This window comes from Lysinibacillus sp. NPDC059133 (assembly GCF_042755925.1).
Classification (GTDB): domain Bacteria; phylum Bacillota; class Bacilli; order Bacillales_A; family Planococcaceae; genus Lysinibacillus.
The window spans coordinates 12,689-37,395 of sequence record NZ_JBHZDH010000053.1 but is presented as its reverse complement, the minus strand read 5'-3'; the positions used below and the strand labels follow the sequence as shown (position 1 = coordinate 37,395).

The 24,707-nt window shown below is 33.5% G+C and carries 33 protein-coding genes and 1 pseudogene; 21 read left to right on the top strand and 13 right to left on the bottom strand.

Annotation, left to right across the window (positions count from 1 at the left end):
• The 4 genes and pseudogenes from ACFXN8_RS21445 to ACFXN8_RS21430 form a co-directional block, all read right to left on the bottom strand.
• Positions 1-191: pseudogene (locus ACFXN8_RS21445) on the bottom strand (hypothetical protein); the annotation flags it as partial.
• A gap of 30 nt (positions 192-221) precedes the next feature.
• Positions 222-410, bottom strand: a complete 189-nt coding sequence (locus ACFXN8_RS21440; RefSeq protein WP_386847564.1) for a hypothetical protein — start codon at positions 408-410, stop codon at positions 222-224.
• Positions 411-723: 313 nt separating this feature from the next.
• Positions 724-1,149 carry a hypothetical protein gene (locus ACFXN8_RS21435; protein ID WP_386847563.1) on the bottom strand — a complete coding sequence of 142 codons (426 nt, stop codon included), beginning with the start codon at positions 1,147-1,149 and terminating at the stop codon, positions 724-726.
• Positions 1,139-1,351 carry a helix-turn-helix transcriptional regulator gene (locus ACFXN8_RS21430; protein ID WP_376074034.1) on the bottom strand — a complete coding sequence of 71 codons (213 nt, stop codon included), beginning with the start codon at positions 1,349-1,351 and terminating at the stop codon, positions 1,139-1,141. The genes ACFXN8_RS21435 and ACFXN8_RS21430 overlap by 11 nt, the downstream gene beginning before the upstream one ends.
• A gap of 348 nt (positions 1,352-1,699) precedes the next feature.
• Between ACFXN8_RS21430 and ACFXN8_RS21425 the strand changes: the two genes are divergently transcribed.
• The gene (locus ACFXN8_RS21425; protein ID WP_386847562.1) at positions 1,700-3,733 is read left to right on the top strand and encodes a YfaP family protein; all 2,034 of its coding nucleotides are present in this window, start codon (positions 1,700-1,702) and stop codon (positions 3,731-3,733) included.
• Between the two features lie 325 nt (positions 3,734-4,058).
• The gene (locus ACFXN8_RS21420; RefSeq protein WP_386847561.1) at positions 4,059-4,403 is read left to right on the top strand and encodes a hypothetical protein; all 345 of its coding nucleotides are present in this window, start codon (positions 4,059-4,061) and stop codon (positions 4,401-4,403) included.
• A gap of 343 nt (positions 4,404-4,746) precedes the next feature.
• On the opposite strand, the gene ACFXN8_RS21415 is transcribed toward ACFXN8_RS21420, so the two are convergent.
• Positions 4,747-5,199: an NUDIX hydrolase gene (locus ACFXN8_RS21415; protein WP_386847560.1), complete on the bottom strand. Its 453-nt coding sequence runs from the start codon at positions 5,197-5,199 to the stop codon at positions 4,747-4,749.
• Positions 5,200-5,520: 321 nt separating this feature from the next.
• Here ACFXN8_RS21415 and ACFXN8_RS21410 point away from each other — a divergent pair, with 321 nt between their 5' ends.
• The 8 genes from ACFXN8_RS21410 to ACFXN8_RS21375 all read left to right on the top strand — a co-directional run bounded on the left by ACFXN8_RS21410 (position 5,521) and on the right by ACFXN8_RS21375 (position 10,124).
• Complete coding sequence (locus tag ACFXN8_RS21410) at positions 5,521-5,865, top strand: hypothetical protein (protein WP_386847559.1); 345 nt, start codon at positions 5,521-5,523, stop codon at positions 5,863-5,865.
• A gap of 250 nt (positions 5,866-6,115) precedes the next feature.
• Positions 6,116-6,535 carry a hypothetical protein gene (locus tag ACFXN8_RS21405; protein WP_386847558.1) on the top strand — a complete coding sequence of 140 codons (420 nt, stop codon included), beginning with the start codon at positions 6,116-6,118 and terminating at the stop codon, positions 6,533-6,535.
• Between the two features lie 188 nt (positions 6,536-6,723).
• Complete coding sequence (locus ACFXN8_RS21400) at positions 6,724-7,266, top strand: helix-turn-helix domain-containing protein (protein WP_376074028.1); 543 nt, start codon at positions 6,724-6,726, stop codon at positions 7,264-7,266.
• Entirely contained in the window at positions 7,254-7,469 is a 216-nt protein-coding gene (locus ACFXN8_RS21395) for a DnaD domain protein (protein ID WP_386847557.1), read from the top strand. Before ACFXN8_RS21400 ends, ACFXN8_RS21395 begins: the two co-directional genes overlap by 13 nt.
• A 247-nt stretch (positions 7,470-7,716) precedes the next feature.
• The gene (locus ACFXN8_RS21390; protein WP_376074026.1) at positions 7,717-8,049 is read left to right on the top strand and encodes a DUF1093 domain-containing protein; all 333 of its coding nucleotides are present in this window, start codon (positions 7,717-7,719) and stop codon (positions 8,047-8,049) included.
• Positions 8,050-8,209: 160 nt separating this feature from the next.
• The gene (locus ACFXN8_RS21385; protein ID WP_386847556.1) at positions 8,210-8,770 is read left to right on the top strand and encodes a GNAT family N-acetyltransferase; all 561 of its coding nucleotides are present in this window, start codon (positions 8,210-8,212) and stop codon (positions 8,768-8,770) included.
• Between the two features lie 135 nt (positions 8,771-8,905).
• The gene (locus ACFXN8_RS21380) at positions 8,906-9,625 is read left to right on the top strand and encodes an MBL fold metallo-hydrolase (RefSeq protein WP_386847555.1); all 720 of its coding nucleotides are present in this window, start codon (positions 8,906-8,908) and stop codon (positions 9,623-9,625) included.
• Positions 9,626-9,644: 19 nt separating this feature from the next.
• Positions 9,645-10,124: a GNAT family N-acetyltransferase gene (locus ACFXN8_RS21375; RefSeq protein ID WP_386847554.1), complete on the top strand. Its 480-nt coding sequence runs from the start codon at positions 9,645-9,647 to the stop codon at positions 10,122-10,124.
• Between the two features lie 537 nt (positions 10,125-10,661).
• Here ACFXN8_RS21375 and ACFXN8_RS21370 read toward each other — a convergent pair.
• Complete coding sequence (locus tag ACFXN8_RS21370) at positions 10,662-11,819, bottom strand: Ger(x)C family spore germination protein (protein WP_386847553.1); 1,158 nt, start codon at positions 11,817-11,819, stop codon at positions 10,662-10,664.
• Between the two features lie 200 nt (positions 11,820-12,019).
• Positions 12,020-12,424, bottom strand: coding sequence for a VOC family protein (locus ACFXN8_RS21365; protein WP_386847552.1), 405 nt, complete (start codon positions 12,422-12,424; stop codon positions 12,020-12,022).
• Positions 12,425-12,585: 161 nt separating this feature from the next.
• Here ACFXN8_RS21365 and ACFXN8_RS21360 point away from each other — a divergent pair, with 161 nt between their 5' ends.
• From ACFXN8_RS21360 to ACFXN8_RS21350, 3 genes are all read left to right on the top strand, one after another.
• Positions 12,586-12,768 (top strand): hypothetical protein, encoded by a 183-nt coding sequence (locus ACFXN8_RS21360; RefSeq protein WP_386847551.1) that lies wholly within the window; start codon positions 12,586-12,588, stop codon positions 12,766-12,768.
• A 186-nt stretch (positions 12,769-12,954) separates the two neighbouring features.
• Complete coding sequence (locus ACFXN8_RS21355; protein WP_376074019.1) at positions 12,955-13,602, top strand: pentapeptide repeat-containing protein; 648 nt, start codon at positions 12,955-12,957, stop codon at positions 13,600-13,602.
• Between the two features lie 580 nt (positions 13,603-14,182).
• Positions 14,183-14,944 carry an alpha/beta fold hydrolase gene (locus tag ACFXN8_RS21350; RefSeq protein WP_386847550.1) on the top strand — a complete coding sequence of 254 codons (762 nt, stop codon included), beginning with the start codon at positions 14,183-14,185 and terminating at the stop codon, positions 14,942-14,944.
• A 384-nt stretch (positions 14,945-15,328) separates the two neighbouring features.
• Here the strand turns inward: ACFXN8_RS21350 and ACFXN8_RS21345 are convergent, their stop codons facing one another.
• Positions 15,329-15,529, bottom strand: a complete 201-nt coding sequence (locus tag ACFXN8_RS21345; RefSeq protein ID WP_386847549.1) for a hypothetical protein — start codon at positions 15,527-15,529, stop codon at positions 15,329-15,331.
• A gap of 188 nt (positions 15,530-15,717) precedes the next feature.
• Here ACFXN8_RS21345 and ACFXN8_RS21340 point away from each other — a divergent pair, with 188 nt between their 5' ends.
• Complete coding sequence (locus tag ACFXN8_RS21340; protein ID WP_386847548.1) at positions 15,718-15,960, top strand: hypothetical protein; 243 nt, start codon at positions 15,718-15,720, stop codon at positions 15,958-15,960.
• A 433-nt stretch (positions 15,961-16,393) separates the two neighbouring features.
• Here the strand turns inward: ACFXN8_RS21340 and ACFXN8_RS21335 are convergent, their stop codons facing one another.
• Together ACFXN8_RS21335 and ACFXN8_RS21330 are read right to left on the bottom strand one after the other, a co-directional pair.
• Positions 16,394-16,837 carry a GNAT family N-acetyltransferase gene (locus ACFXN8_RS21335; RefSeq protein ID WP_386847547.1) on the bottom strand — a complete coding sequence of 148 codons (444 nt, stop codon included), beginning with the start codon at positions 16,835-16,837 and terminating at the stop codon, positions 16,394-16,396.
• An 87-nt stretch (positions 16,838-16,924) separates the two neighbouring features.
• Positions 16,925-17,119 (bottom strand): hypothetical protein, encoded by a 195-nt coding sequence (locus ACFXN8_RS21330; RefSeq protein ID WP_386847546.1) that lies wholly within the window; start codon positions 17,117-17,119, stop codon positions 16,925-16,927.
• 197 nt (positions 17,120-17,316) lie between these two features.
• Here ACFXN8_RS21330 and ACFXN8_RS21325 point away from each other — a divergent pair, with 197 nt between their 5' ends.
• Positions 17,317-17,718: a YhfM domain-containing protein gene (locus tag ACFXN8_RS21325; protein ID WP_483869466.1), complete on the top strand. Its 402-nt coding sequence runs from the start codon at positions 17,317-17,319 to the stop codon at positions 17,716-17,718.
• Positions 17,719-17,788: 70 nt separating this feature from the next.
• On the opposite strand, the gene ACFXN8_RS21320 is transcribed toward ACFXN8_RS21325, so the two are convergent.
• Together ACFXN8_RS21320 and ACFXN8_RS21315 are read right to left on the bottom strand one after the other, a co-directional pair.
• Positions 17,789-17,995, bottom strand: a complete 207-nt coding sequence (locus ACFXN8_RS21320; protein ID WP_376074012.1) for a hypothetical protein — start codon at positions 17,993-17,995, stop codon at positions 17,789-17,791.
• An 871-nt stretch (positions 17,996-18,866) separates the two neighbouring features.
• The gene (locus ACFXN8_RS21315; RefSeq protein WP_376074010.1) at positions 18,867-19,055 is read right to left on the bottom strand and encodes a hypothetical protein; all 189 of its coding nucleotides are present in this window, start codon (positions 19,053-19,055) and stop codon (positions 18,867-18,869) included.
• A gap of 228 nt (positions 19,056-19,283) precedes the next feature.
• Between ACFXN8_RS21315 and ACFXN8_RS21310 the strand changes: the two genes are divergently transcribed.
• The 5 genes from ACFXN8_RS21310 (at position 19,284) to ACFXN8_RS21290 (ending at position 21,889) form a co-directional block, all read left to right on the top strand.
• The gene (locus tag ACFXN8_RS21310) at positions 19,284-19,628 is read left to right on the top strand and encodes an ArsR/SmtB family transcription factor (RefSeq protein ID WP_376074009.1); all 345 of its coding nucleotides are present in this window, start codon (positions 19,284-19,286) and stop codon (positions 19,626-19,628) included.
• A 29-nt stretch (positions 19,629-19,657) separates the two neighbouring features.
• Positions 19,658-20,173, top strand: coding sequence for an SRPBCC family protein (locus ACFXN8_RS21305; protein WP_386847544.1), 516 nt, complete (start codon positions 19,658-19,660; stop codon positions 20,171-20,173).
• A gap of 61 nt (positions 20,174-20,234) precedes the next feature.
• A complete protein-coding gene (locus ACFXN8_RS21300; protein WP_376074007.1) occupies positions 20,235-20,615 on the top strand; it encodes a VOC family protein in 381 nt (126 codons plus the stop codon).
• Between the two features lie 664 nt (positions 20,616-21,279).
• Entirely contained in the window at positions 21,280-21,474 is a 195-nt protein-coding gene (locus ACFXN8_RS21295) for an acetyltransferase (RefSeq protein WP_386847543.1), read from the top strand.
• Between the two features lie 268 nt (positions 21,475-21,742).
• Positions 21,743-21,889 carry a DUF3953 domain-containing protein gene (locus ACFXN8_RS21290; RefSeq protein ID WP_386847565.1) on the top strand — a complete coding sequence of 49 codons (147 nt, stop codon included), beginning with the start codon at positions 21,743-21,745 and terminating at the stop codon, positions 21,887-21,889.
• Positions 21,890-22,139: 250 nt separating this feature from the next.
• On the opposite strand, the gene ACFXN8_RS21285 is transcribed toward ACFXN8_RS21290, so the two are convergent.
• Positions 22,140-22,757, bottom strand: coding sequence for a hypothetical protein (locus ACFXN8_RS21285; protein WP_386847542.1), 618 nt, complete (start codon positions 22,755-22,757; stop codon positions 22,140-22,142).
• A gap of 1,077 nt (positions 22,758-23,834) precedes the next feature.
• Between ACFXN8_RS21285 and ACFXN8_RS21280 the strand changes: the two genes are divergently transcribed.
• Positions 23,835-24,548 carry a DUF2278 family protein gene (locus ACFXN8_RS21280; RefSeq protein WP_386847541.1) on the top strand — a complete coding sequence of 238 codons (714 nt, stop codon included), beginning with the start codon at positions 23,835-23,837 and terminating at the stop codon, positions 24,546-24,548.
• The last annotated feature ends 159 nt before the right edge of the window (positions 24,549-24,707 follow it).

Below are 24,707 nucleotides of genomic sequence, written 5' to 3'. Positions count from 1 at the left end.
TGTGCTTTGCTCCCTTTAAATAGAACATCTTGAACCGCTTTCCAGACAGTAGAGGCGATTTTCTGAGAAGTATTGCTATCTATATGTTTTTTATAATTATGCTGATGCTTTTTAATATACGCATGCAGTTGATATTCACTTAATCCAAAAGATTGACGAATGTGATCTAATTCTTTTGCGGTCTGCTTCAATTCTTTTGAATCATTCGATTTTTTCGCTTTTTAGCAACGTAATTGTTTTCGATAGTGTTTTGATTCTTGCATTAAAGTATATTGTTTTACTGCATAAGACAAGGTTGTATTATAGAGTGTACGGGCAATTTCAAAACGTTTTAATAGAATATCCTTTTGCCATGTATCTATAAGTAACTTGAGTTCTATAACAAAACAATCTTTCTTCCCTTTCGTCATTACCCGTCACCCCTTTCTTTTTTTGATTATTCACAATATACAACATAAACATATGTTCTATAAAGAAAAAAGCACTTCATTCCTCCCACCTCTGAAGAAGTGGGCTTCCTGAAGCTCAATTCTGTGAAGTAAAAAAGGGCCACTCGAACCAAAGTGACCCTAAACCACAAACTAGGAGGGCAAAGCTAAGTTAGCTTTACACTACTATTAATATGATTCAGTAGCTATGTTTGTATAGTGAAATGCCTGTGAATTAGATTAAAAAATAAAATCTATAGGGGAAGTTTCAAAATTTTGTATTCATCACTTTTTTCTACATGATCTCCTTATTACTTTTAAGGCGATATAAGTAATAAGCATAGCAGATAAAATAAAGTGCTATGAGACTAAAAAAAGAAACCTCGTTCATATAACCAAACATCGCTAATGCTGGAAGACTGAAGCCGAATAAATTAATCATCAAATCAAATGCTTTTGATTTGGCGTTTTGCCTTAATTCAATATTTCTTTCATCCTTTTCCTCAATAAGCTGTTCCTTTGTTTTATTCTTTTCATCTACCAATTCAGTGATGCCTGAACCTAGTAGCATGACTCCGCAAAATCCAACTCCTATTGGTACTAAATCCATTCGAATAAAAGGTATGTTTAAAATTTCTGCACCAACAACACCTAAAATGATACCCGCAATTATAAGTAATGCACCAACAATAATCATTGACCATAATAGCTTATTTTTCATTATTCGCTTTCTCCTCATAAATAAAGATTTCTTCAATAGTCATTCCGAAGAACCGTGCAATTTTAAAAGCCAGAATAATAGATGGATTATATCTTCCATTTTCAAGGGAGCCGATTGTTTGTCTGGATACTTCTAATGCAGCAGCAAGTTCTTCTTGCTTAATACCATGCTTTTTTCGTATTTCTTCCAATCTATTATTCATGTTTAACCTCTCTCTTCGGGAAATGCATCTTCCATAATTGTAATAAAATAGTTTATTCATGTAAAGTTTACTTTCCTTTTTTGAATCTACAAACGAATTTTTTGAACTCAAAATGTCTCATTTTTACATGTTCTTTTCGTATTTGAATTCCCATGCTACCTCGTTGTTAAGAGTTCCTTGCCAAGGGCCAAGGCAGTGTCTATTTATATATTCATAGGTTTTCTGATATATTAGTACAATAGAAAAAATTACATATGGAGGAAATTTAATGAATAGTAGGTGTTGATGACATCAAGAGACACAAAAAAGTGATTTCGAAATTTTAATATACTAAGGAGATGTTGCAAATTGAAAGGGAATACTAACATAGCAAGTAATGTTTATAATAATGAGAATGATAGATATCCTGAATTCGAGAAAAATATAAAAAGCTATTTTGATGAAGCGAGTAGTAGTAAAAAGTTATTTAAAGCAAATGTTCAAGGTCTGTTCGATTTGTATTTAGATAATTTACCAATAGAAGCTAGACAACATTATACTTGTAGCGCTTGTAGCCATTTTATTGAGCGATTTGGTGGTCTTGTAACGATTGATGAAAATGGCATTATGGCATCAGCTATATGGGATGAGGATATCGCTCCTCCATTTTTTAAAGCTGCTGTTTTAGCAATGAAAGCAAAAGTTTTAAACTCAAAAGTCATGGGTGTATTTATTTCAAACTCACCAGTATTAGGACAGCCATGTACTGGAAAGTGGAATCATTTATCTGTTGTAGTTCCTGAAGAAATGGTGAACCACTCTAGGTTAAAAACTTCGGGACAAGTGATGGCGGAGAAGCTAGAAGAATTCAAAATGCTAACGAATGCATTATTTGATTATACTATCGAGACAGTTGAACAAGCAGTAGTTTTATTACAATCAGAAGCATTATACCGTTCAGATAGAGTATTAGGGATTGCAGAATGGTTTAAAACATTGCATGAAAAACGAAATAGTATAGGAAACATCAATCAGAAAACAAATATTGTTTGGTTAGCTGTTGCGACTGCTCCTTCTGGATTCTGTCATATAAGAAGTTCTATGATCGGTACATTATTAGATGACATAGTTTCAGGTATGTCAGTTGAATCGGTTGCTCGTCGTTTTGCCGAGAAGATGAATCCAGCGAATTACATGCGGTCACAAGCTACTCCAACGCAAAATGCTATTGTAGAAGCAGAAAAAATTGTTGAAAAATTAGGAATTGCCAATTCTTTGCGAAGAAGATATGCCACTTTTGAAGAGATTCCGTCACCTTTGTGGGAAAATCAATCTGAGCAAAAAGTTGTTGAACAAAAGAATGGCATTTTTGCAAATATTATTCCTAAAGAAAAAACTACATCTCCATTATCTCTTCCTAGCACGGTGATGACGTGGGAAAAATTCCAACGAACAATACTACCAACTGCTGAAAATATGGAAGTATTGATCGATAATTCTAGTCGTTTTATGGCATTAGTTACTGCGTCCGATGAAACAGCGCCAAATATTTTACAATGGGACAATACATTTAGTTGGTATTATCACGGAGGAATAGATGGCGAAATTAAAAGGAGAGTAGAAAGTGCTGGTGGAAGATATGAGAATAATGAAATACGGGCTTCATTAATATGGGAAGGCTTTACCGACTTAGATCTACATTGCATAACACCAAAAGGGGAGCACATCTACTATGGAGATAAAAGTGATAGATTTGGTGGATTTTTAGATATTGATATGAATGGTGGACATCATAGAAGTCCATCCCCTGTAGAAAATATCAGGTGGAGTGAAAATGCTCCGGATGGTCATTATAGATTTTATGTTCATAATTATTGTGAAAGGGGAAATGGAAGCACGCCGTTCAAAGTTGAACTAGAAGTAAACGGGAAAACATACTCATTTATCGGTGTAGCTGGTGGGGGAGGTTATGTAACTGATGTATTTGAATTTGATTATGTCAAAGGGCATCAGCCGAATATCAGCAGTCATTCATACGCTAGTGATGATTCATGGAGTGTTCAAGTAAATAATTTTGTGAAGGTGAATGGTATTACAACTTCACCAAATTTATGGGGTGAAGAGCCGTTCTCTCATTCTGGAAGTCATATTTTCTTTCTATTGGATGGCGTAAAGGACACTTCGGAAGGGAAAGGCAGAGGATTCTTTAATGAAACGCTTAAAGCTGACTTAAGACAAATCAGAAAAACGCTAGAAGCCTATACGGCTAGTACACCAATTGAAGGTGCCGATCATGCAACTGCATGCGGTGTAGGATATTCGAAAGATCATGAATGGGATCTAACGGTTAAAGTAACAACAAATAATTCTACTAGAGTCATTAAAATTGATAGATGGGATTAAAAGAGGGAGGAATTTAATTCTCTTTTTCAAAGACGTTTGAAGTAAGTAAAAAATAGCCTCCTGGTCAAAAATTTTGACTGGGAGAGCTACCTTATTGGATTTTCATTGGCAAGTTCATCATTACCGATCGTGCTCAATCACTAACTGCTTCTTTATTTACACGTCGTACGTAACCAAAAAACAAGACGCATTTTAGAAGGAAAACTGTTTTTTTTATTGGCTGTTTTCAAAAAGATTGTTGCTATTCAATTAACGGTGCAGGATAGTCGAAGAAATGAATGGTTTTTTTATGGTAATATTGTATTGCTGGATAGGAGTGGAACTATTGATTATCGATACATTGTCCGTAGTGATTTTTGTGATTGTTTGGGGAATACCAGTTTTTATGGTTGTTAGAGGTTATTTAAAAATGAATACTTACGATAAAAAATCTGCAATTAATGATTTTAGGTCACGCCATTTTATTTTTACAATTGGATTTATGGTAATAGGGCTTTTCTTTACACATTTAGGTACGCTATTTGCCGTAAGCATAATTAGAATAATTGGTATTGTTTTAATGATTTTAGGCGGAATCTTTTCAGTGTTAACTACGTGGAAGGAAAGTAAAATCAGGAGTATGTTAATACTTATTCTATTGTCAATAATAATTTCCGTAAATGTTATATAATTCAATTACCATTGTGCTAACGGGTGCTCTAGTTGAAGAAGATAGCCAAACCAGAAGCAACAATCTTTGAGAAAATAGCCTTTATGGTTATTGGAATGAATGGCTTCTGTAAAACTCTAATTCCTATAAAAAATATAATTACACCAAAAAGTTAAAAAATATTCCTTGCTAAAAAGGTTTCACTTGTGATGTTCATCAACAAACTTCCAAAAAAAAATAATAACACCGAGAAAGCCTATTAAATACTTCATGAACCGCCTCCTAACTGAATCAAAAGGCGTACATGTGAATGATTGCTAATCTTTAGGGCAAGAAAGTTTGCTATTTAAAGCCGCTTGTAATACTACGTTTCAAACTCAGGGTCATTGATTACTTCTTCCGGCTCAACCCAAATGCGCGAAATCGTTTCATGCTCTCGAAGAAATGGGAGACAGTCTTGAACTTCCATGCTATAAAACATTTGATAACCGATTAACGGGTACTGTCCATCAGCATTGAATAAAGGATTCTCTTCGTGACTGACTTCAATTGCTCCTATATAGTGGATATGACCCTTAACATAGCCTTCTTCAAATGCCTCTCTATGAAATGCTTCTTCAGGTGTTTCTCCTTTTTCGATATGACCTCCAGGAAAGTTAAATCCTCTCCCGTCTACATGGACTAATAAAACATTTCCATTATAAAAACAAACTCCATGTACTCTTGTTACTTTGCTGTAATCGATAATACTTTTATTAGGTAACCACGTCAGTTTAAGATAATGTCCGTCCCAGTTTACGTAAGTTTGGTTGCTCATATGTTTCCCTCCTTTTTATTAACTAAAAAAACCATTATATTTCCATATATCTTTTAACGAAAGGGGAATTCAAGTTTTTGGGAATAATTTGAAATGATAATTTTTTTAATAATACATTTTTGACATACATTAATAATCTGTCAAATTTAGGGGAAATCAGGGAATAACCCGCAGGTGAGTGATGATGGGGAATTACCAACTAAACAAAAATACAAAAACAGTCACATTTAACTAAGTGTGGCTTTTTCTTATGCATCTAATAGCTATGAATAGAAGCAATGGAGGCAAACTTAATGCCAGCTGATGAAGGTGCAGCCATGTTTGTCATTAACTTTACGCAACGAAAGAGGTGGTACTATGCAATTAACAGATGGTACATGGACTTTTGATTCAGACGTGATCGATGAAGCAGCGAAAAAATTACAACGAGATGAGCAGGAGCGAGAGATGTTAAATGCTTTTGCTCGCTATGCCTACCTTCGATACAAGCAGATTCGAGATAGTGTAAACCCTCGTAAATGTAAATACATGAGGATTGATCAAGTGCGTGAACAATTAAAATCACCAGCGAAGCTACGAAAAGTGAGCAGTCGATTTACTATTTCAGAAGAAGAAGTGCTTTACATCGTAGATTTTGTGAAAAAGTATTTGAAGTATGTCAAATAAATAAAAATCCCCTGGTCGAAAATGTCAACCGGGAGATTTTTATTAGATAGTTTTACACCCTGAACGCCAGATGAACGAATTAAATTTACCGTGTTACGGCAGATTGGTATCCTGATCTTGAACACTTGCAGGTACTTTGATTTTCTAAAAGAGGAATAAATTTGAAAAACGCCTTTTCCGCAAGGTTATCATTTCTCATCTCTCCACACTATATAGTATTATAAAGTTTAGAATTAAGGAGTGTGAGAATATGAGATTCATTAAATTCCTTCTGGTTATTGTCATTGTTCTCGGTGCTATTGGTTATGGGGTTTATCATTTTGGCGTGAAGTATGCATCTGAAAAAGTCGCTGATACAATTTCATCAGAATTAGAGGAAAGTGGACAAATGGATGAAATTAAAAATACGATTGAAAACGACCCTCAATTAAAATCTTTTGTGGAAGAGGCTAAAACTGCAGATAGCAGCAAGTTACCGTTTACAACAAAAGAAGAAGCGACTAAAGTAATCATTCAAAAAGTTGGTATTTCGGAGCTTAATAATATAAGAACAAAAGTACAAAATGGTTCAATGACGAAAGAACAGGTCATTCAAGAAATGGAAGGTAAATTAACAGACGAAGAAATTTTGGCACTAAAAGTAATCGTTTATAAAGAATTATATAAATAAAATGTTGACAGACCATAAAAAGTAAAAACCAGGACTTGCTATTGTAGCGTGTCCTATTTTTTTTGCTTTCTAAAGAGATTTTAATCAAAATGTTTGTCCCTTATTTTGTGAAAAATCTGTATATAAATGAGGGAGGAATCTTGTTTTTTAACTTAACTTAACTCAAAGAATTTACAAGGAGGGGCATCATGGCTATATTTAGGGTTCACAAAAAGGAGAATTTTGTAGTGTTAGACAAAGGATTTTTGAATGACAGCCGTTTAAGCTGGAAAGTAAAAGGTTTGCTTGCTTATATGTTGTCATTGCCAGATGATTGGTCATTTAGTATTTCTAATTTAGCCACTCATAGCAAATGCAGTCGTGAATCCACGGCTAACACTATTAAGGAGTTAACGAAAGCGGGCCACAAGATGCAGGGAAGAACAAACTTTGGGGAATTCGGGAAATTGGAACTGTTTGTGTTCGAAACACCACGAGCTGAACCGTATAGTGAAAAGCCGAGAACGGTTAATCCGTCACTACTAAGTAATAATAAATCACTAAATAATAATTTACTAAATAATAATAATGATGATGAAAGGAGCCATTCCTCAGGTGAAAACCTTCCAAAACTACAAACGGCATTCCAGTTTTATGAGCAAAATGGCTTTGGCTCTCTAGTCGCTCATGTCACAAAAAAATCGATAATTGGATTGATGATCTGTCAGAAGACCTTGTTATGCATGCTATGAAGTTAGCAGTAGAAAACAATGTCTTTCGTTGGAATTACGTAGAAAAGATTCTACAAGATTGGACGAATAAGAAAGTTACATCCATTGAGGAAGTAGAAGCGGATAGTCTTCAATTTGCAGCACAAAAGCAACAACGACAACAGCGTACTTATCGATCCAATCATCAAAAATATAAAGAGATTATCCCTGACTGGTTCCATTAACGACGTCAAAATGACAGTGATATAGAAGATGGACAAGCTATTGAATTTGAAGCTGAACGTCAAAAAATCTTGAAAACATTAAAGAACATAACAGGGGGTGCAAGATAAATAATAGGAACCAAGTTTATTGCTGTAAGATGACAATTTTGTCAGCTAACTGTCATGTCCCGAAATTTAAGGTAGTGAAGTGATAATCTATACTCTTTAATAACGATACGATTTCGTTAGAAAAGAGGAGGCAGAAGAAATGAAGATGATGAAATTCATGGCAATGACAATATTACTTGCTACTTTCTTAGTTGGTTGTGGTGAAAAGGGAGCCTTGATAGAAAAAGACTACTATGTTCAAATTAACGAGGAAGAACAAACACCCAATAGTAATGGTTATTTTGTATATGCTTTAGAGGGGTATGATAAGGATGGAAATGAAAAGGTGGTAAGTTTTTTTGCTGAAAAACCTTTTGAAAAAGGAACAATCGTCCGTGTCCCTAGAAGCTTAGATGGATACACTGGTGAACCCCAAGTAATGAATGGGGATGAGTTACCGAAAAATATTAAGGAGAAATTCAATCAGAGCTAGATCCAAGTGTTCAAGCGTCATGTGAAATGAAGACAATGATAAAAGGAGGGACCTGTCTCATATCGTTTTGAGCAGGTCCTCTGATATATCAATGAATACCTTAAATTGCATAATATGGTACTATAAAAGGGAAGTTTACTATATGAAAAGGGGCATACTTATGAGCGTGCATTTCAACTTTATGGATTTCCCCGTATTAGCAACGGAACGTTTTATATTACGAAAAGCACAGGAAAGTGATTGTTTTGATCTTTTGGAGCTTTATTCAGATGAAAGTGTTGTGAAATACATACCATTGGATCCTTTTAACTCAGTGGAGGATTCAAAAAATGAAATGAGTTGGTATGAAAAAATTTTCGAAGATCAGAGTGGCTTACGATGGCTTATCGAAGAACCTACAACCAAAAAAGTAATTGGAACATGTGGTTTTTTAAACTATGAAAAAGCCCATAATCGTATAGAAATTGGTTATGATTTAATTCCTTCTTACTGGAGAAAAGGCATAATGAAAGAGACATTAAGTAGTATCATCGATTTTGCTTTTACAGAGATGAACATTAATAAAATAGAAGCAAAAGTCGACCCTGAAAATGAATCATCCATTAGATTATTGGAAAAATTAAATTTTTATCAAGAAGGTATGTTAAGAGAGCATGAATTTGAAAAAGGAAAGTATGTGGATTTAGTTATTTTATCTATTTTGAAAAGGGAATATAAGTAATCGATAGCTCTGTTAATCTAATAAAGTGTTGCTTTTTTACAGAAAACCTCAAGTGTGTTGTACATACTTGAGGTTAAAATTTGACAGCAGTATTTTTAAAATAACGCAAGTTAATGGAAATGGAGAGTTCACATTATGTTGAAATTTATCGGCTCTGGAAGTGCATTTAATATGAAGTTAGGTAATAATTCAGCGTATTATAAAGTAGGAAATCAAATGTTGCTAATTGATTGTGGTAGCAATATTTTCCACCGTATTAAGGAAAATAATGTACTGGAAGGTATCGAGCACATCCATGTATTGATCACTCATACGCATGCCGATCACGTGGGAAGCCTTGCTGATTTTATATTTTATAGCTATTATTGCCATGACGAAATGGCAAAACCGAATGTTTCTGTTTATTCCGTGTATGATGTGAAAATTGAAGAATTGTTGGCCATTAATGGTATTATCCCGGAAGTTCATTGCTTTACAAAAAAATTTAGCTCAGATACACAGTACAAACTGAATTTCTGTAAAGTACTATTCGAAAGATCTAGTCATGTTCAAGAGATTCCTTCTTATTCCATTGAATTATATATAGATGATAAACTTATTTATTTTACGGGAGATACAAATAGCCTAAAAGCATCTTTACGAACTCCAAATGAATCGACGAAGGTTTATGATTATATTTACGTCGATACTTGTAAAGCTGATTATGAAGGCAATGTGCACTTGTCATTACGTAAACTGAGTGAGTTAATAAGTCCTAATGTACGTTCAATATTTTGGTGTATGCATTTAGATGAAAGCTTCGATCGTCATGAAGCTGAAATGTTAGGGTTCAATGTTGTGACGAACGAATTTTAAGAAAAAAGGGGAGCGATTGATGGATATTGATTTATTAGTAAATAAGCCAGAGTATATAGAAGATGTTGCAGAAATGGTCTACAAAGAATTTGTTGTAGCAACTCGCAGTAAAAAAACATATGAAGAAGTTGTCGATTTTTTTAAAAGGACATATGTAAATGAATTTCCAATTACTTTTATAGCGAATGTAGATGGTCAATGTGTAGGAACCGTATCTGTATTTGAAAATGATTGGAAAGAAAGGCCTCAATATAAACCTTGGTTAGCATCTTTATTTGTTGAACCTTCCTATCGAAGTCAAAAAATGGGTTTTTATTTAATCAAAGCTTTGCTAGAACATATGAAAAAAATAGGTTATACAAAAGTATTTTTAAAAACAGAAAATGCTTCAGTTTATTATGAAAAAAGAGGTTGGGAGCGTATTGAAACAGTTTTAGATGAACAAGGCGATCCTATCGATATTTTTAAATATACTTTATTGGATGCTGAGTACAATTAATGGTTAAAAATGGTTTATAGAAAGGGGGGGAAGAATGGGGTTCTCTATTGTCATTGTGGGCTTCATCATTTTAGTGGTAGTGATGAACATCTTAAAAAAGGAATCGCCCTACTAATGATCGTTCAGCAAGAAGTCATTCCCATGATTCGAATACGCATACTATTGATCATAGTGCAACAAGTACATTTGTATCCGTAGAAGATTCAAATACACACAATTGCTCAGACAGTGCTGCTAGTTTCGCGGATACTTCAAGTTGTAATGATAGTGGTTCGTCTTCCGATTAAGCTGTTGAAATAATGAGCCTTCACAGTTGGGTGGGAGGCAATAATATTCATAACCACTAGATAATTTACTTCACTACATAAAAAGCTGTAGCGTATGACGACGCTACAGCTCAGAATTGGTCTTGCCCTTATAATGGCTAAGCCTAACAGCATTATAACACATCGTACGATAAATCAAAGTTCTAATGAGAATTTATTTCAGTGAATTGAATAGAACGCTGGATAGTTGATACAAATGTGTTTTAGATAGCTATTCGTTAATGGTTTCAGCAAATGTTTTTCGACCAGGATTCACTTTATTTACGGTAATATTTATTTTACTAAGTGTATCTTCAGTTAAAGGTATTTTGCCATCTTTCTGTATTTTTTTCCATGTCTTCACATCTTTTCGATATAGATGCTCTGATAAACGGAAAACATCAACATCTATTTTTAAGCCCCCTGCATATGATTTTTTAATATCTTTTTTCACTTCCTTAATAATCCCTTTTCTTATTTCATCGGTGCTTACCTTACCTTCGAAACCGTTGATAATCGCATTTAATTTTATATCAGCTTCAAATGTTACTTTATTATTTTTTACAATTGGTTTAATTTCTGTACTTAATTTTTCTAAATCAACGGTTAAGTGGTCGTTTTCTTTATTGTCTAATTTAATAGTTACGTCTCCCCGAGTTTTTTTATCATACATCCATTGTATACCTCTTGCATCCCCATCATTTAGATAGCCTTTAAATCCATTCTTTGAAACTATGCCGAAACCTGTTAATGCAGTTTCCGTTGTTGGCCCATCGGTCGTCTCCCAGTTTTTGTTGATTGCAACAGTTGGAATATTCACTTCATGACTCGGCTCATTTAAGTCGATAATTAGTTTTCGCAAATCAACGGGCTCTACAAAAGTTTGTAGCTCTTTTGTATGCATTGGGTTGCTAAGTTTGGAAGCAGTTAGTGATTTATTTAATAACGGTGTGACTAAAAGAATATCTTTAATAGGCTCCTTTGTACAAAAAGTCAATATTTGATATCTCGTTTCCCGATGACGTAAAAAGCTGTCAATGACTGGAATCGCATTCTCATTTTTCAAAGCATCCTCTGTGAAAAGAAGAAAAGTCATATGTCCCCAGAAGACTTTTTGGTCGATCGAGCGATATAATTTGAAAAAGGCTTCTTCCATCGTTTTCCCTTTTGCAAATCCAATCTCTGACGGTGCAGCTTGAGGAGTAGGCGCTTCAGATTTAGCGACATTAGCAAAATTGATAATTTGCATATATATTTCATATTGACCATCTTTATAATCGATACCAATTCCGTCCACATAGTACATTCTCTGTGGTTCAGTAACATCCCAACATCCTGAAAGTAATAGTACAGCTAATAAACTTACTATTAACGTAATTTTTTTTCTCATTTTTTAATCCCTACTTTTAGAAATTCTTGTGTAATTTTGTGGAATAAAGGGGTTTTGTTTATAGTTTGGACAAAAAATTAGAGGATTATAAGTAGTAAAAAACTAGGAGAGCTACATTTAGCTATTTAAACAAAAGACCAGGACTCAACTTTGAGACCTGGCATATTTCTGAAAAAAGCGACGAGGGATGAAGATCACTTTTATATTCCTTTATTATCGCGAAATTCTATAATGGTTCCTTCAGGTGCTTTTAACTTACAAAGCTGACCATTTTCAACTTTATAAATAATTTCACCATTTTTACGAATAAAATGAACGTTCATTTCCTTTAATCGTTCTACTTCTTGACTTAGATTATCCACCCATAAACAGAAATGTACAATGCCTTGAGCATTTGAATTGCATGCTTCAAGGTCTTCATCATGTTTCCCAGTTTGGAGTTCAATATAAAAGGTTCCAAGCTTTAACCAAGTGTTAAAATGTCTATTGTGGAAATTCGGTGACTCCTGTACTAGTTCAAAACCTACTACTTCTGTGTAAAAATTTAAAGATTCATCATATGTATTCGTTTGTATGCAAATGTGATGCACATATTTTTCAGCCATAAGTATTTCTCCCTTATCTGTTGTAATGAAACAATTCGCTTCGTTGAATGGTACTTCCTAAATTATATCAGAATTGCTTATTTCTGATGAAATAGAATAACATTTAGCTTTCATTCTTACAAGTATAAATTACGCCAAAATGGATAATTTATATATCGGAGGTGATATTTTTGTCAAAAGAAAAGCGAGTTAAAAGTGAAGAAGACCAAGTAGAATTTGGAGCAGATTTAAGCCCTGACGATTTAGATGTGCGTGAAGAAAATGATCTAACGAAAGAGCAAATGAACAATGCAAATCATGAAAACCAACAAAACGAAAACACTTCCTCAAAACGTAATAAATAATAAGGAAAAACTCAGTTTTATTTTCTACCACAATCTTTAGATTGTGGTCATTTGATTTTCATATACATATAAGGGAAAGCCTTTTTATTAAAGATATATCCATTATAATAGAGTAAGATATTGGATATTTGGTTTGGATTGAATGGATAATTATGTAATTAACTAAAATGAGAAAGGACAAATAAAATGACGACAAAATTTAAAATTGAACACCCGCTTATTCCAAATGACTTGCCTCAAGGAACTTTTGAAGACATTTTTTATGATGAAGAACCTTATCTATCGAATCAATTGATTACGAAAATAAATAGAGAGAATGATAGTATTGAACGTTTAATTGTATCTAAAGTTTTGTTTCAAAAAGTATCTTTGATTAACTCGAACTTCAACAAAATTGATATGACGGATGTAATCTTTGAAAACTGCGATTTATCTAACTCAAAATTTAACGAAGGTATTATACATCGGGTTACATTTAAAAACTGCAAACTGTTAGGTGTTGATTTCTCGGAGGCCCATTTAGGGAACGTCTCTTTTGAAGGTTGTGTAATGAATTTATGTAACTTTGGCGTAGCAAGATTAAAACAGATTTGTTTTGATCAGTCTTCATTACGTGGGACAAGCTATTACGATTGCCAATTTAAGAAAGTGAAATTTGAACGCTGTAATATTGATGAAGTTGATTTTAGAGATACGCCTCTAAATAATGTGGATATTAGTACGTGTAAATTTGAACGATTAAATGTAACTATAAAAAATTTAAGTGGCTGTGTAATTTCCACTGAACAAGCAATTGGCTTTGCTGAATTGTTAGGTTTAAAGGTTAAAAAATGATACTGACCAGTTACTCAATAAAAATTGAGCTTGGCTTTTTTCTATGAGATTAATCTGAGTTTGTCGTATCGAAGTTTTTATAGTCAACATGATTCCTAGTGAATTTCAGAGCCACCATAGTGCGGAAAAGCGAATATTAAAAGGGCGATGTTATCATCGCTCTTGAAGAGTAAATTTCTACTCAAAATATAGTAAGCAGTAATTGAATTGATAGGGAAGTGAGGGGTAGGTGATTATTTATCTGATTAGTAACAAAAATTATATTATTCAGAATATATGGTATAATCAATGGTGAAATGAAGAATTATATTTGTCAGTATATAAGGACAAATTGGACTATTTTAGATGAATTGATTAAAAGTGATAATTTAATGTTTAAGGATAATAGTACTGAAATTGCTGGATGTATCTCTTCAATGATGTAGAACAATGGTATTTCATTTCTGCATTGGAACATTATCTTCTAGAGAAAATTGAACGACCTAAACGTTTTTTTTCAGGAAAATGCATAAACACTTAATTTTTACCGTTTTTTATTTTTGAAAAAGTTTTATTAACTCTATAAAAAGGGGGATTAAATATGAGTGAATTTATTGAAAATAAAACAGGGGGAAAATTAGATATAGGTGGCATTGAACTATACTATGAATTGTTAGGGGAACATCACGATGGTCCAACACTTGTTTTCGAATCAGGGTATGGAGTTACTTTAGAAAACTGGAATTCGATTAAAGATGAAGTATCAAAGTTCTCAAGAATGTTTATTTATGACAGAGCAGGAATCGGAAAAAGTGAAATGGATGACAGACCTCGACATAGTAGACAAAGTGTCGATAACTTACGTATATTACTTAAAAAAGCAGGTGTAAAGCCTCCGTATGTATTAGTAGGTCACTCAATAGGAGGATTAAATGTAAGATTATTTGCAAGTAAATATCCAGAGGAAGTCGCAGGAGTAGTTCTCTTAGATTCATCTCATGAAGATCAAAATAAAATATTGCCTCCCTTATTTACAAAAGAAGTTCAGGAAGCGTATTATAATCAATTTACTATAGAAGGATCTCTTAATGAGATTGAAGAAAGCTTTGAGCAAGTTCGTACTTCTAAATCTTTTGGAAATATCCCATTGATTGTCGTGACAGGAGGTTTGCAGACTTTTCATACAAAGGAATCAATGGCTGCTTGGATGAGACTTCAGGAAGAGCTTGCAAACTTGTCAACAATTAAGCAACATATTGTCGTTGAAGATGCTGGGCATGCGATACATTTTGATAAGCCAGAAGTTGTTATTGATACAATAAGAGATATTTTAAGTATTGTAGTAAAGACTGATAATAGATAATACTTTTCATTGTGCTACCCTGCATCTGGAATGGCGATTTTATAGGTTGTAGCAACTAATATTTATTTAAATATATTTCATTAGCATTTTACCTTAGCATATCATAAATTGATTGCAGTAATTGATATAAAAATATTACCAAGCTTATTTACATTCTTCATTTCCTGCAAACTATCAGTATTTTATTGCTGTTTGTGATTTTTCATCTTATAAAGTCATCGAAATAAAGAAATTGTAGGAAAAATAATAGAAGACATCTTACGGCTAAAAATATCGAACCTATTAGATGTGGGAAAGGTACATGAAGCGGAGCTAATGGCAGGGTTGTTTATTTTTTGAAGGAAACGATTAAAAAGGGTCACTATCAAGTGACCCTAAACAAAACTATTTGGAACTAGTGAACTTATGGGGTTTTTCAGCCTTAATTGAAGCTACTTCTCCGCAATTTTGACACAGAGTAAAAATAAGTGGAGAACCATTAGAAAAAACTTTGTCAACTGGTCTTAAAACGGCATAACCATCAAGTTTACCTTCAGAAAATGAATCATTACCACAAGCCTTACAAATCAATTTATTGCTTTCCATAATATCACCTCAGTATGTAATATGTGTAAATTGTAACATAAAAAAGGACAGTGTGTTATAGACGCTACAGCTAGGCAAGAATGCGGATACAGAATAATTTCTAAATAAATCATCTATGGCGGTAATAGGATTCTGTGAAACTTATTTAAACTCGAGCCGTAGTATTAATAAAGAAAGGAGGGGTTAATTTGAAAAAATACCTATTATTTGTAGGTTTTTTCGTGGTAGCATTTTTAGTTTTGCAAGTGCTATCAGGTATACTATTAACAATGTTTTATACACCAAGCAACCAATGGGGAGAGGCTTCGTCCTTACCATCGCAAGTGATGTTTGGAAATACTGTCTCTATTGCGCCACTTGTTATATCTTTAATCGCGTTGGTAATTGCTTTTGGTAGTGTTAAGCTAATCAATAAAAAGGCTGTGCACTAATAAAGTGTACCCTTTATGAATGAAATATTGAAGACCAGACCTTAGGTATATTTCAAATAGCTTTTTAAGAGTAAGCCTTTCACATATCTGTGAAGGTTTTTTTCTGACAGCTGAAATGAACGAATACTAAGTTTTTCAGTATTAATTGCATATGTATCAACGAAATTACACCAAGCAAAGTGCAAAATAGGTCTAGTATTGATCATTTTATTTTATTCTAATTATTTACATAAAAGGAAGTTGGAAGTGGCGAAGGTTCATTAAATAATGCGGCGATTTTTATTTTATTTCCTCGCTATTAGAAAATAGAAGCGTATTCGGAAAAAGTTCGAATACGCTTTATTAAGGGTCATTAGGTTTATGGTAAAGAATTTTCTTACGATAGTTAATTAGCTATTACCAAATTTGAAAATTATCATTGTATTTATGGTCTTTATACTTTAACTTTCATAAGTGGGAGATGACGGTCAGGAAACATAGTAGATGGGGTAGTGCCTGTTTTCTTTGCTCCCATTTTTAAATAAAAACCTTCTGCATTAGGTTCACTATCAAGGGTAGACTCGCTTATTCCTAACTCTTTTGCTTTATTCAATAAATGGTCCCATATTATTCTCCCGAATCCATTACCGATATAATCAGGCTCTATAAATAATGCATCTAATTTCATTTCATTAATAATAAAGCTATAAAATGCTACGATTTTGTTGTCGCTCTTCATGACGAAAACTAGATTTTTTTCTATGTACTCTTTTGTTACTGTCAAATTATCTATACATTGTTGCAGAAAATCTTCTGTATATCCCCAGTAGGCTTTTGACTTATAGGCTAAATGGCTTAATAAATGACAGTCTTGAACTTTTGCACTCCTAATGATCACGATAATCCGATAAATTCTTTTTATTTACTACTTTTCTTGAATGCAAACATAGATCATGACAGAAAGATATTATGCACTAGGGTATACTTATTGATCGATTCTACTTTTTATAAAGTTAGAAGATAACATTAAAGCAATTCCTATAAAAATGTATAGTAGTGCTACAGATTTATTCGGAATTAATGAACTGTAATCAAATGTACCGAGCGATGTTTCAAGTCCACTTATACATAAAAAGCCTATCCAATAAATGAATTTCCCGATTGAAGAAGATGGTTTCATGGCATCGTAAATCCCAATATTTGGATTGGTGATTAGTGAAAATATAACATAATTAGGATATTATTAAACCTATGGATATATTCAATTTCTGACAATAGGAGGGTCGTGTCAGAAAGACAATAAGCAATGGAAATTCCAGCGGTTTGTAACTATGCTTTAAATTTCAAGTCTAGGAGGTTTGAGATTTAGTGAAAAAAATGGTTGTATTAATGGTTTTGTTGCTTCTTGTAGGGTGCAGTGAAGGAATAAAAACTGAAGTCAAAACTTTTGAATTTGCGGGTGAAATTCGAAAAATAATTGTCATTGGACGAGGTGCAAACATTGAGTTCAATAAACGAGAAATTGAAAATACTGTTGAAATCAACGTTATGAAAGATGCAATGCAAAATGCCATTATTTTATCAGGACGTCATACAGATGAAGGTCCATTATATGAGCTTGAAGTAATATACGAGAATGGCTCAAAAGATAAGATCGATTTATGGATTTACGCTAGCACAAATACAGGAAGGTTTTATTTAAACGATATGTATTCTTTGAATGAAGGAGCCATTCCGGCGTTCATTAAACTTTTTGATTCTTATAAAGAAGTTAGATGATTTATTGAACAGTATGAAGAAAGAAACTTAATAAAAGCTCACTCGATGGAAGTGACCCTGTTTCGAGAGATTAATTGAATTTTTCCGGTTTAGCTACTTTAATCGAAGCTACTTCACCACAATTTTTACAAAATGAAAAAATGAGTGGAGAACCAGAAGCGATTAAAGATCCTATAGGCCTAATATTACCATCTGTCGTAAAACGACCATGACCAAGTTGTCCAGTTGCAAAAGAGTTGTCACCACAAGCCTTGCAGATCAATTCATTTTTTTCCACAAATATCACCTCGTTATACTTTATGGTACTGTAACATAAAAATCCTAAGCGTCGTCATAAGCTCCAATTCGTACAATATAGTATGATTCGGTTCACCAGGAGTATCAATTTCTAGAATCACTTTTACTACTATAACCCATCTATGATATGCAGAAGACAAGATTTATGTTCAAATAAGGAGCAGCGGGTTACTTTGTAATTTCGGAGTACTTGGATTTCAGTAGATTCATATATTAGACCAGGAAATAAAAAAATTCCCGAAATTAAAAAGGGCCAGTCTTTCTGGATTAATAAGGATGTAGAAGTTAATGATGCTGCTTATATCATATCAGTAGGAAGAAAAGCTCCTTAAATCCTTGAAAATCACTAAGTAGCTTCTTTCTAATGGAGAATACGCATTCGATAACTCTAAAGAAATAAGAAAGGGATTCCTGATTTTTGGGAGTCCCTTCTTAACTCTGATCGAATTGGATTAAGGATAAAATTGAGAACAATGGGAAAAGTAAATACAAAGATTTTAGGTTGATCCAGACATCAATGTACCCTATCAAAATTAAACCTACAATAAATAAAGTAAATGAAATTATTTTATTTTCAAACGTTTTAGATAGATACATATGAATAGGGGCTACAAAAACAGTAGTAAATAGATAGATTGCTAAAAAGACCATTACAAACATTCTTAGATTCTCAAACATTGTAAAATGGATTAACTCCGACTATTAAGTTTCCTCAATGAATTGAATACTTAACGCAGGCTAATGCCATTATTAGCGGAAATAAAAGTATCTTTGCTTTATCACTTTTTTTCATGTAAGCTACCTCGCTTCGATCAATTTGCCTTTTACGTCAAAAAGAAGAAAGAAGAATACTATTTCTCTTTATATTCTCTGGAAGGTTTTGAAGAAGGCATACGCAAAAAGATGAAAGTTAACATCCAAAAAATGCAACCTAATAAAATATGGATGCCACTTTCATGAAGTTTTATTCCACCATCACTAAGTAAAACCCCTGTAAAAAAACCTAAAATAATTACAGTCATTACATCAAGAAGTTTCATTTGAATCCCACCTTTGGCGTAATTTAGTTTCATCTTAACAAATTAGAAAGTTTTATGAAAAAATTAATACATCTACATTTTATCTTTAATGATTATGACCGATCTATGTCATGAATATTCCTTGACAAGAATATTCTTATTGGAGTATATTTTGGGTATCAGGAATAATAATACCTGTGCTGTTGTAGAAGTTTTTTACCGGCACCATCATTTTACGAGGTGAGTGACATGTCAGGGAAAAATCCAGGCGTAAACATAACGACGTTGAGCGCTTTGTCTGAACCAAATCGTATGAATATCGTCGAACTCCTACGCCAGGGTCCTCTAACCGTGGGTGAGATTGCCGACCAACTGGGATTGAGGCAGCCCCAAACTTCAAAGCATCTAAAAGTACTGAGCGACAATGGGATTGTGGAAGTGCAGGCTGAAGCAAATCGTCGAATCTACAAGCTCCGGCCCGAGCCATTCCAAGCACTGGATTCTTGGATACAGTCCTTCCAGAGTGTAATGCAAGAAAGATTTGATGATTTAGATGAGTATTTGAAGGAATTGCAGAAAAAAGAAAAATCATAAAACCATTTCATCATCAAGGAGGAAATACAATGTCAAACAATCCAATGGTATCAAGAGTAGAAAACGATCGCGAACTTATACTGGAGCGCGTTTTCGATGCACCACGAGATTTATTATTCAAGATGTTTAAAGAGCCAGAGCATCTGAAACGTTGGTGGGGGCCGAGAGGATGGGAAATTCCAGTCTGCACCGTTGATTTTCGTCCGGGAGGCGTTTGGCACTACTGTATGAAGTGCGTTGATGAAAACCTAGGTGACTTTTTTGGTATGGAAGCATGGGGGAAAGGGATTTATAAGGAGATTATAGAGCCTGAGAAAATCAGCTATACCGATTACTTTTCGGATGCTGAAGGCAATTTGAATGACTCTATGCCGTCGACTGAGATGACATTGGAATTCATCGATTTGGGTGGGAAGACTAAGGTGATAAACCGTGCAGAATATGTGTCTGCAGAGGCACTTAAGACCGTAATGGATATGGGCATGCTACAAGGCATCACAGAGACATGGGACCGTTTGAGTGAGTTTGTGGAGTCGCTGAAGTAATCGTAAAGGTAAGTAAAATTTAATGAGCTAGTAATTACTTTTTTAAGGAGTGTAAAAATTAATGATTAGTAAAATCGGTCAAATTATGTTGTACGTTAATAACCAAGATGAAGCAAAAGAGTTTTGGACAGAGAAAGTTGGATTTAGTGTAATTTCAGAGGAAGATAACGGTCAAGGAATGAGATGGATTGAGATCGCTCCAACTAAAGACGCTGAGACAAGTATTATTCTTCATAATAAAGAATTAATTGCGAAAATGTCACCTGAGTTAAATCTTGGTGCACCTTCTTTAATGTTTTCCTCAAAAGATTTCGATCAATTATATAATGACTTATTAAACAAGAATGTTACTGTCGGAGAAATTGTAAATATGCCTTCAGGTAGAGTATTTAATTTTGCGGATAGTGAAAATAATTACTATGCAGTAATGGACACTAAATAGATTTATTTACGAGGGCGATGCTTGAATAAAAGCATCGCCTTTTGCGTGTTTGATTTGCGGTGGTCAAAAGATGGATATATACAGAAACTAAATAGCATTGGAGGCTTAAAACACTTGCTATTTCTTTTCATACTTTTTACTATCCCATGCCCAAGTCACGAAAGCATAAAAGATTACAAACAATAAGGCAAAGAAAAAATTTTCAAGTAAGGCCCAATTACCATTTCTGAAATAATTCCAAATCGTTTTAAATAAAAACATTATTAAAAAACAAATGATATATATGTATTTTCTTTTCTTACAAATGGCATTTACATCACCTCTGTATACATTATATGTAAATAATAGCATAGAAAAAGCCACAGCGTTTACAGACATTACAACGCAGAAAATGTTTTTTGCAATTCGAAGTTCTATTGTAACATATAGGGGGCGAACTACAGCGTATTTCCATTTCAGAGAATTGTTGTATCTAAAATAGACCCATTTGTTTTACAATAGTTATGAGGTGTTATTCTCCTTTTGGAATGTTTTGGTTGTTTAGCTGTTCGTATTATACCCGGTGCTTCTTCTTTTATTTGGAAAAACTTAATACTAAAAGAGTTGGAAATATAAAATTATCTCAAATTGCCAAAAGTAAACAAATATGAAGGAGGGACTTTCGGTGGAAAATTATGCATGTCCGAAATGCAATAGTGAAGAAATTAAAAAAGGTGTAATGGGAGCAACTGTTGGACAAGTTTTTATGTATGCCGAAAAAAATGTTAGAAAGAAACCTTCACCTATATCAGCAGAATATTGTCGAAACTGTGGATACATTCTTTCTTTTTACGTTGATGAACCTGAAAATTTAGAATAGTCATCATGATCCTTTTTATTGCATTATTCTACTTTTTTTATGTTTGGGTTGTTTAGTCACTACCATTATACTAATTTAGAAGAGATGTCTCTTATTTGGAATCACTACATACTAAAGGTATTTGCATTATGAAATAAACTCAATAAAAGTGCAATTAAAAGAGGAGTGGAAAGTTTTGCTGAAAATTTTACAAATTGTTTTTTCAATCATAGCATTCTCACTCTCGGCTTATGGACTTATCACACAGGATTACCAGCTGAATTATTTAATGATATTATTCTTAGGATTATTTATGTTAACTTTAGGAATAAAAGAATTTCAGAGGGAGAGGAAAGTTTACGGTTGGTTTCTAATCGGATTATTTTTATTTTCGGTATTTGTGTCAATTCAAAGTTTTATGTACACGCCTAGTTAAATGTGTTGTGTGTGTAAAAGTGAACTAACTTAAAAATAGATATATCGCGGGAACTAAGCCTTCATCAAATAGGATGAGGCTTTTTATTTCTATATAATGAATTAATATGAATCGAAAAGAATTTACAAAAATGGCCACTCGTTAAAGAGTAGCCTTCCTTTATGATATCCCTAGTAACTTTTTTTATTAAAATAGTATATTCTCTTCTCTTTGTACTGTACCAGAAATTAACCAAAGTAAATGATCTTCATTAAATTTTGTTCCAGATGACCATAAATTGTGCTGCTTCAGATTCAAGCGCAATTAGATGATCCTCAGTAGAGGGTTCATCTGAAATTAATCGTCCTTTTTGGACATTTAAAATGGCCGGTTTTATATCAGGAGAATGCTCAATGGTGAAATCAGATTGATTTAGTAGTGTCAAAGAGGAGCGGCATTTATTTTTATCAATTCGTTCGTCCTTCCCTTTAAAATATAACTTGATTAAGTGTGGAACACCATCAATCTTTAATCCAAGTTCAGGCGATGAACGAACCGTTAAATAGTCGCTATACCAATTGGACTTGCCTGGGTCAAACCATTCAATTTCTTTATTTTTAATAAATTTTAAATGTGCTTTGACTGCTTCCAAGTAATTCTTTTGTTTTGCTTGAGAAGCTTTGTTAGCAAGAGCAAGCAGGTAATCGTTACTAAATTCTTTCTCATGAAATTTTCGAATACCATCTCGTAAAGGTTTCCAGTAATCAAAAGCAGGATTGTATTCATCTTGATATTTTATTTGTCTAACCATTGAGGTTTTACCGGTAACGCCTTTGAAAGTAAAGTCTGTAAATTGTGTAAGACCGATAGATACTTTTTTTGAAGACATTCATAACAGCTCCTTTTACAAATTAACGTCTATGAAAACCACTTTATTCACAACAATTCAAAGCGATAAAAAGAAGAAAGCCTAAAATATGCAACTGGATTATGTCTCTAGACAAAAAAAGGAATATGGCTACATGCTAGATCGCTAAACACTGATCGAGTAGCGGCTGCCAAGAAGTGTGAAATGGAGACTTTCTATGGTGGGTTTCATGAAAATAATCAAGCAACTATCGGTGCAGTGGAAGTAATATTGATTAGGAAGATTATGATGTAGTGATTGAACAAGTATATGACATGATTCGTAGTTTAGAAGCATGTTAGTCAGAAAATTGATGACATGGAAGTAGGTAAGGGTTATTAGTGACCTGCAACAGTTAAAGTTATCGTGAATGATTGGTATAAGTGGTGGATCCAGAGGTTGGCCGAGATCAAAAATATTAAGTGATATGTGGGATAATCGAAATAGCATTGGTGTACCAAAAATTATTACGTGTTGGCAATAAAAAAGTTGTCTAATCTTACGAGGGATTGAACAGCAGATTATATATACAAATTAATAATAGCCTGGCGGATACTTGAATTAAACAAAAAGCTGCCTAACAGTTACCTGTTAAACAGCACATGGATATTGTAAATATAAAACAAAAAACAGGAAAAATCAACAAAAACTTAGATGTTTATTATTGCTTTTGTTAAACGACTTGCAAAGCTTAACTGGAAAGGAATATTCTCACCAGTAAAATGTCAGTCACTACATCAACAATCTCAAGAACAATGTAATCAACAAAGTGGCGGTGTGAACGTCGAAATTTGGCGCGAATAAATGATTGAAGTTCCATTTTTAGGAATGATAGAATAAGTATTATAGAGTGCGTAAAAACAAATGAGTATTTTAAGAAGATAACCATCAAAATGTCTGAAGAGACTAGGTACTCCCATACGTTAATCAAGCAAGATGAAAATATTAATTAATAGGTCACTTTTTGACTAACTTTTCATTTTGGCAAAATTAAAATTAAAACCAGACACGAAGTGAGCTAAGAAAGGAAAAAATCTATTAAATTGGAGGTTATATTCTATGCCATTATTCAAGTACGGAGTGTTAAAAGGTAAAGTTGTTGACGTGAGACCTGTGGATTCATTTGATAAAACCCCTCATTACGAAGTGCATATTCGCGCAACAAAGAAGGACAAAAGCGAAGAGAATTATAGGATTGCGATCAATGTTGCCTCTAAGATAAAGCCTTCAGAAGTCCTGTATTTTGTTAGTGAAGATTTTAACTCGAAGCAGATAACAATTATTCCAAATTACGAAGAAGGATTTACAGAGGTCACTAGTGAAAATCGTGAAATTGCATTAGATTATATTCGCGGTGGCTTATTCGATCCCTCAAAAATGATTCCTCTCCCTGCAACAAAGAATGGACCAGACAATGACTTAAATGAGAAAGTGAATCAATATATGCAAGAGGCTATGACTAAAAAAGCTACAGTTTATGCTTACGGAGAAAAATTTAAAGATGAAGATGTAAAAGATAAATATTTCGGTTTTTCTCCAGGCAGAGGCATTCATGATATTCATATGAATCAAGGAAATAGTCGAGATTTTAGAAAAGACGACGGGATATGGCAAGATGGTGGTGTACTCATTCATTTTGAGGAAGAGAATAGATGGGTTGGTATATTCCTTGCATTCCAATCTCAGTCTTGGTGTACAGATGATCATGGACATGCTACTAAGCCAGTTAGTATATGTAACCATACCAATAGAAAATCAGTAATAGAAATTTAATATTTACAAAATGAATGGTGAAGAACTAGCTATCTGGATAGATTTATATTGCAGAGATGGGCGATGGTGATTTAGCAATGTTGAATCAAATTATGAACAAAATTAATAGTATTCTTTTAGTTAGCCCAGAAACTCAATTAAATTTTGAGCCTGGGCTTT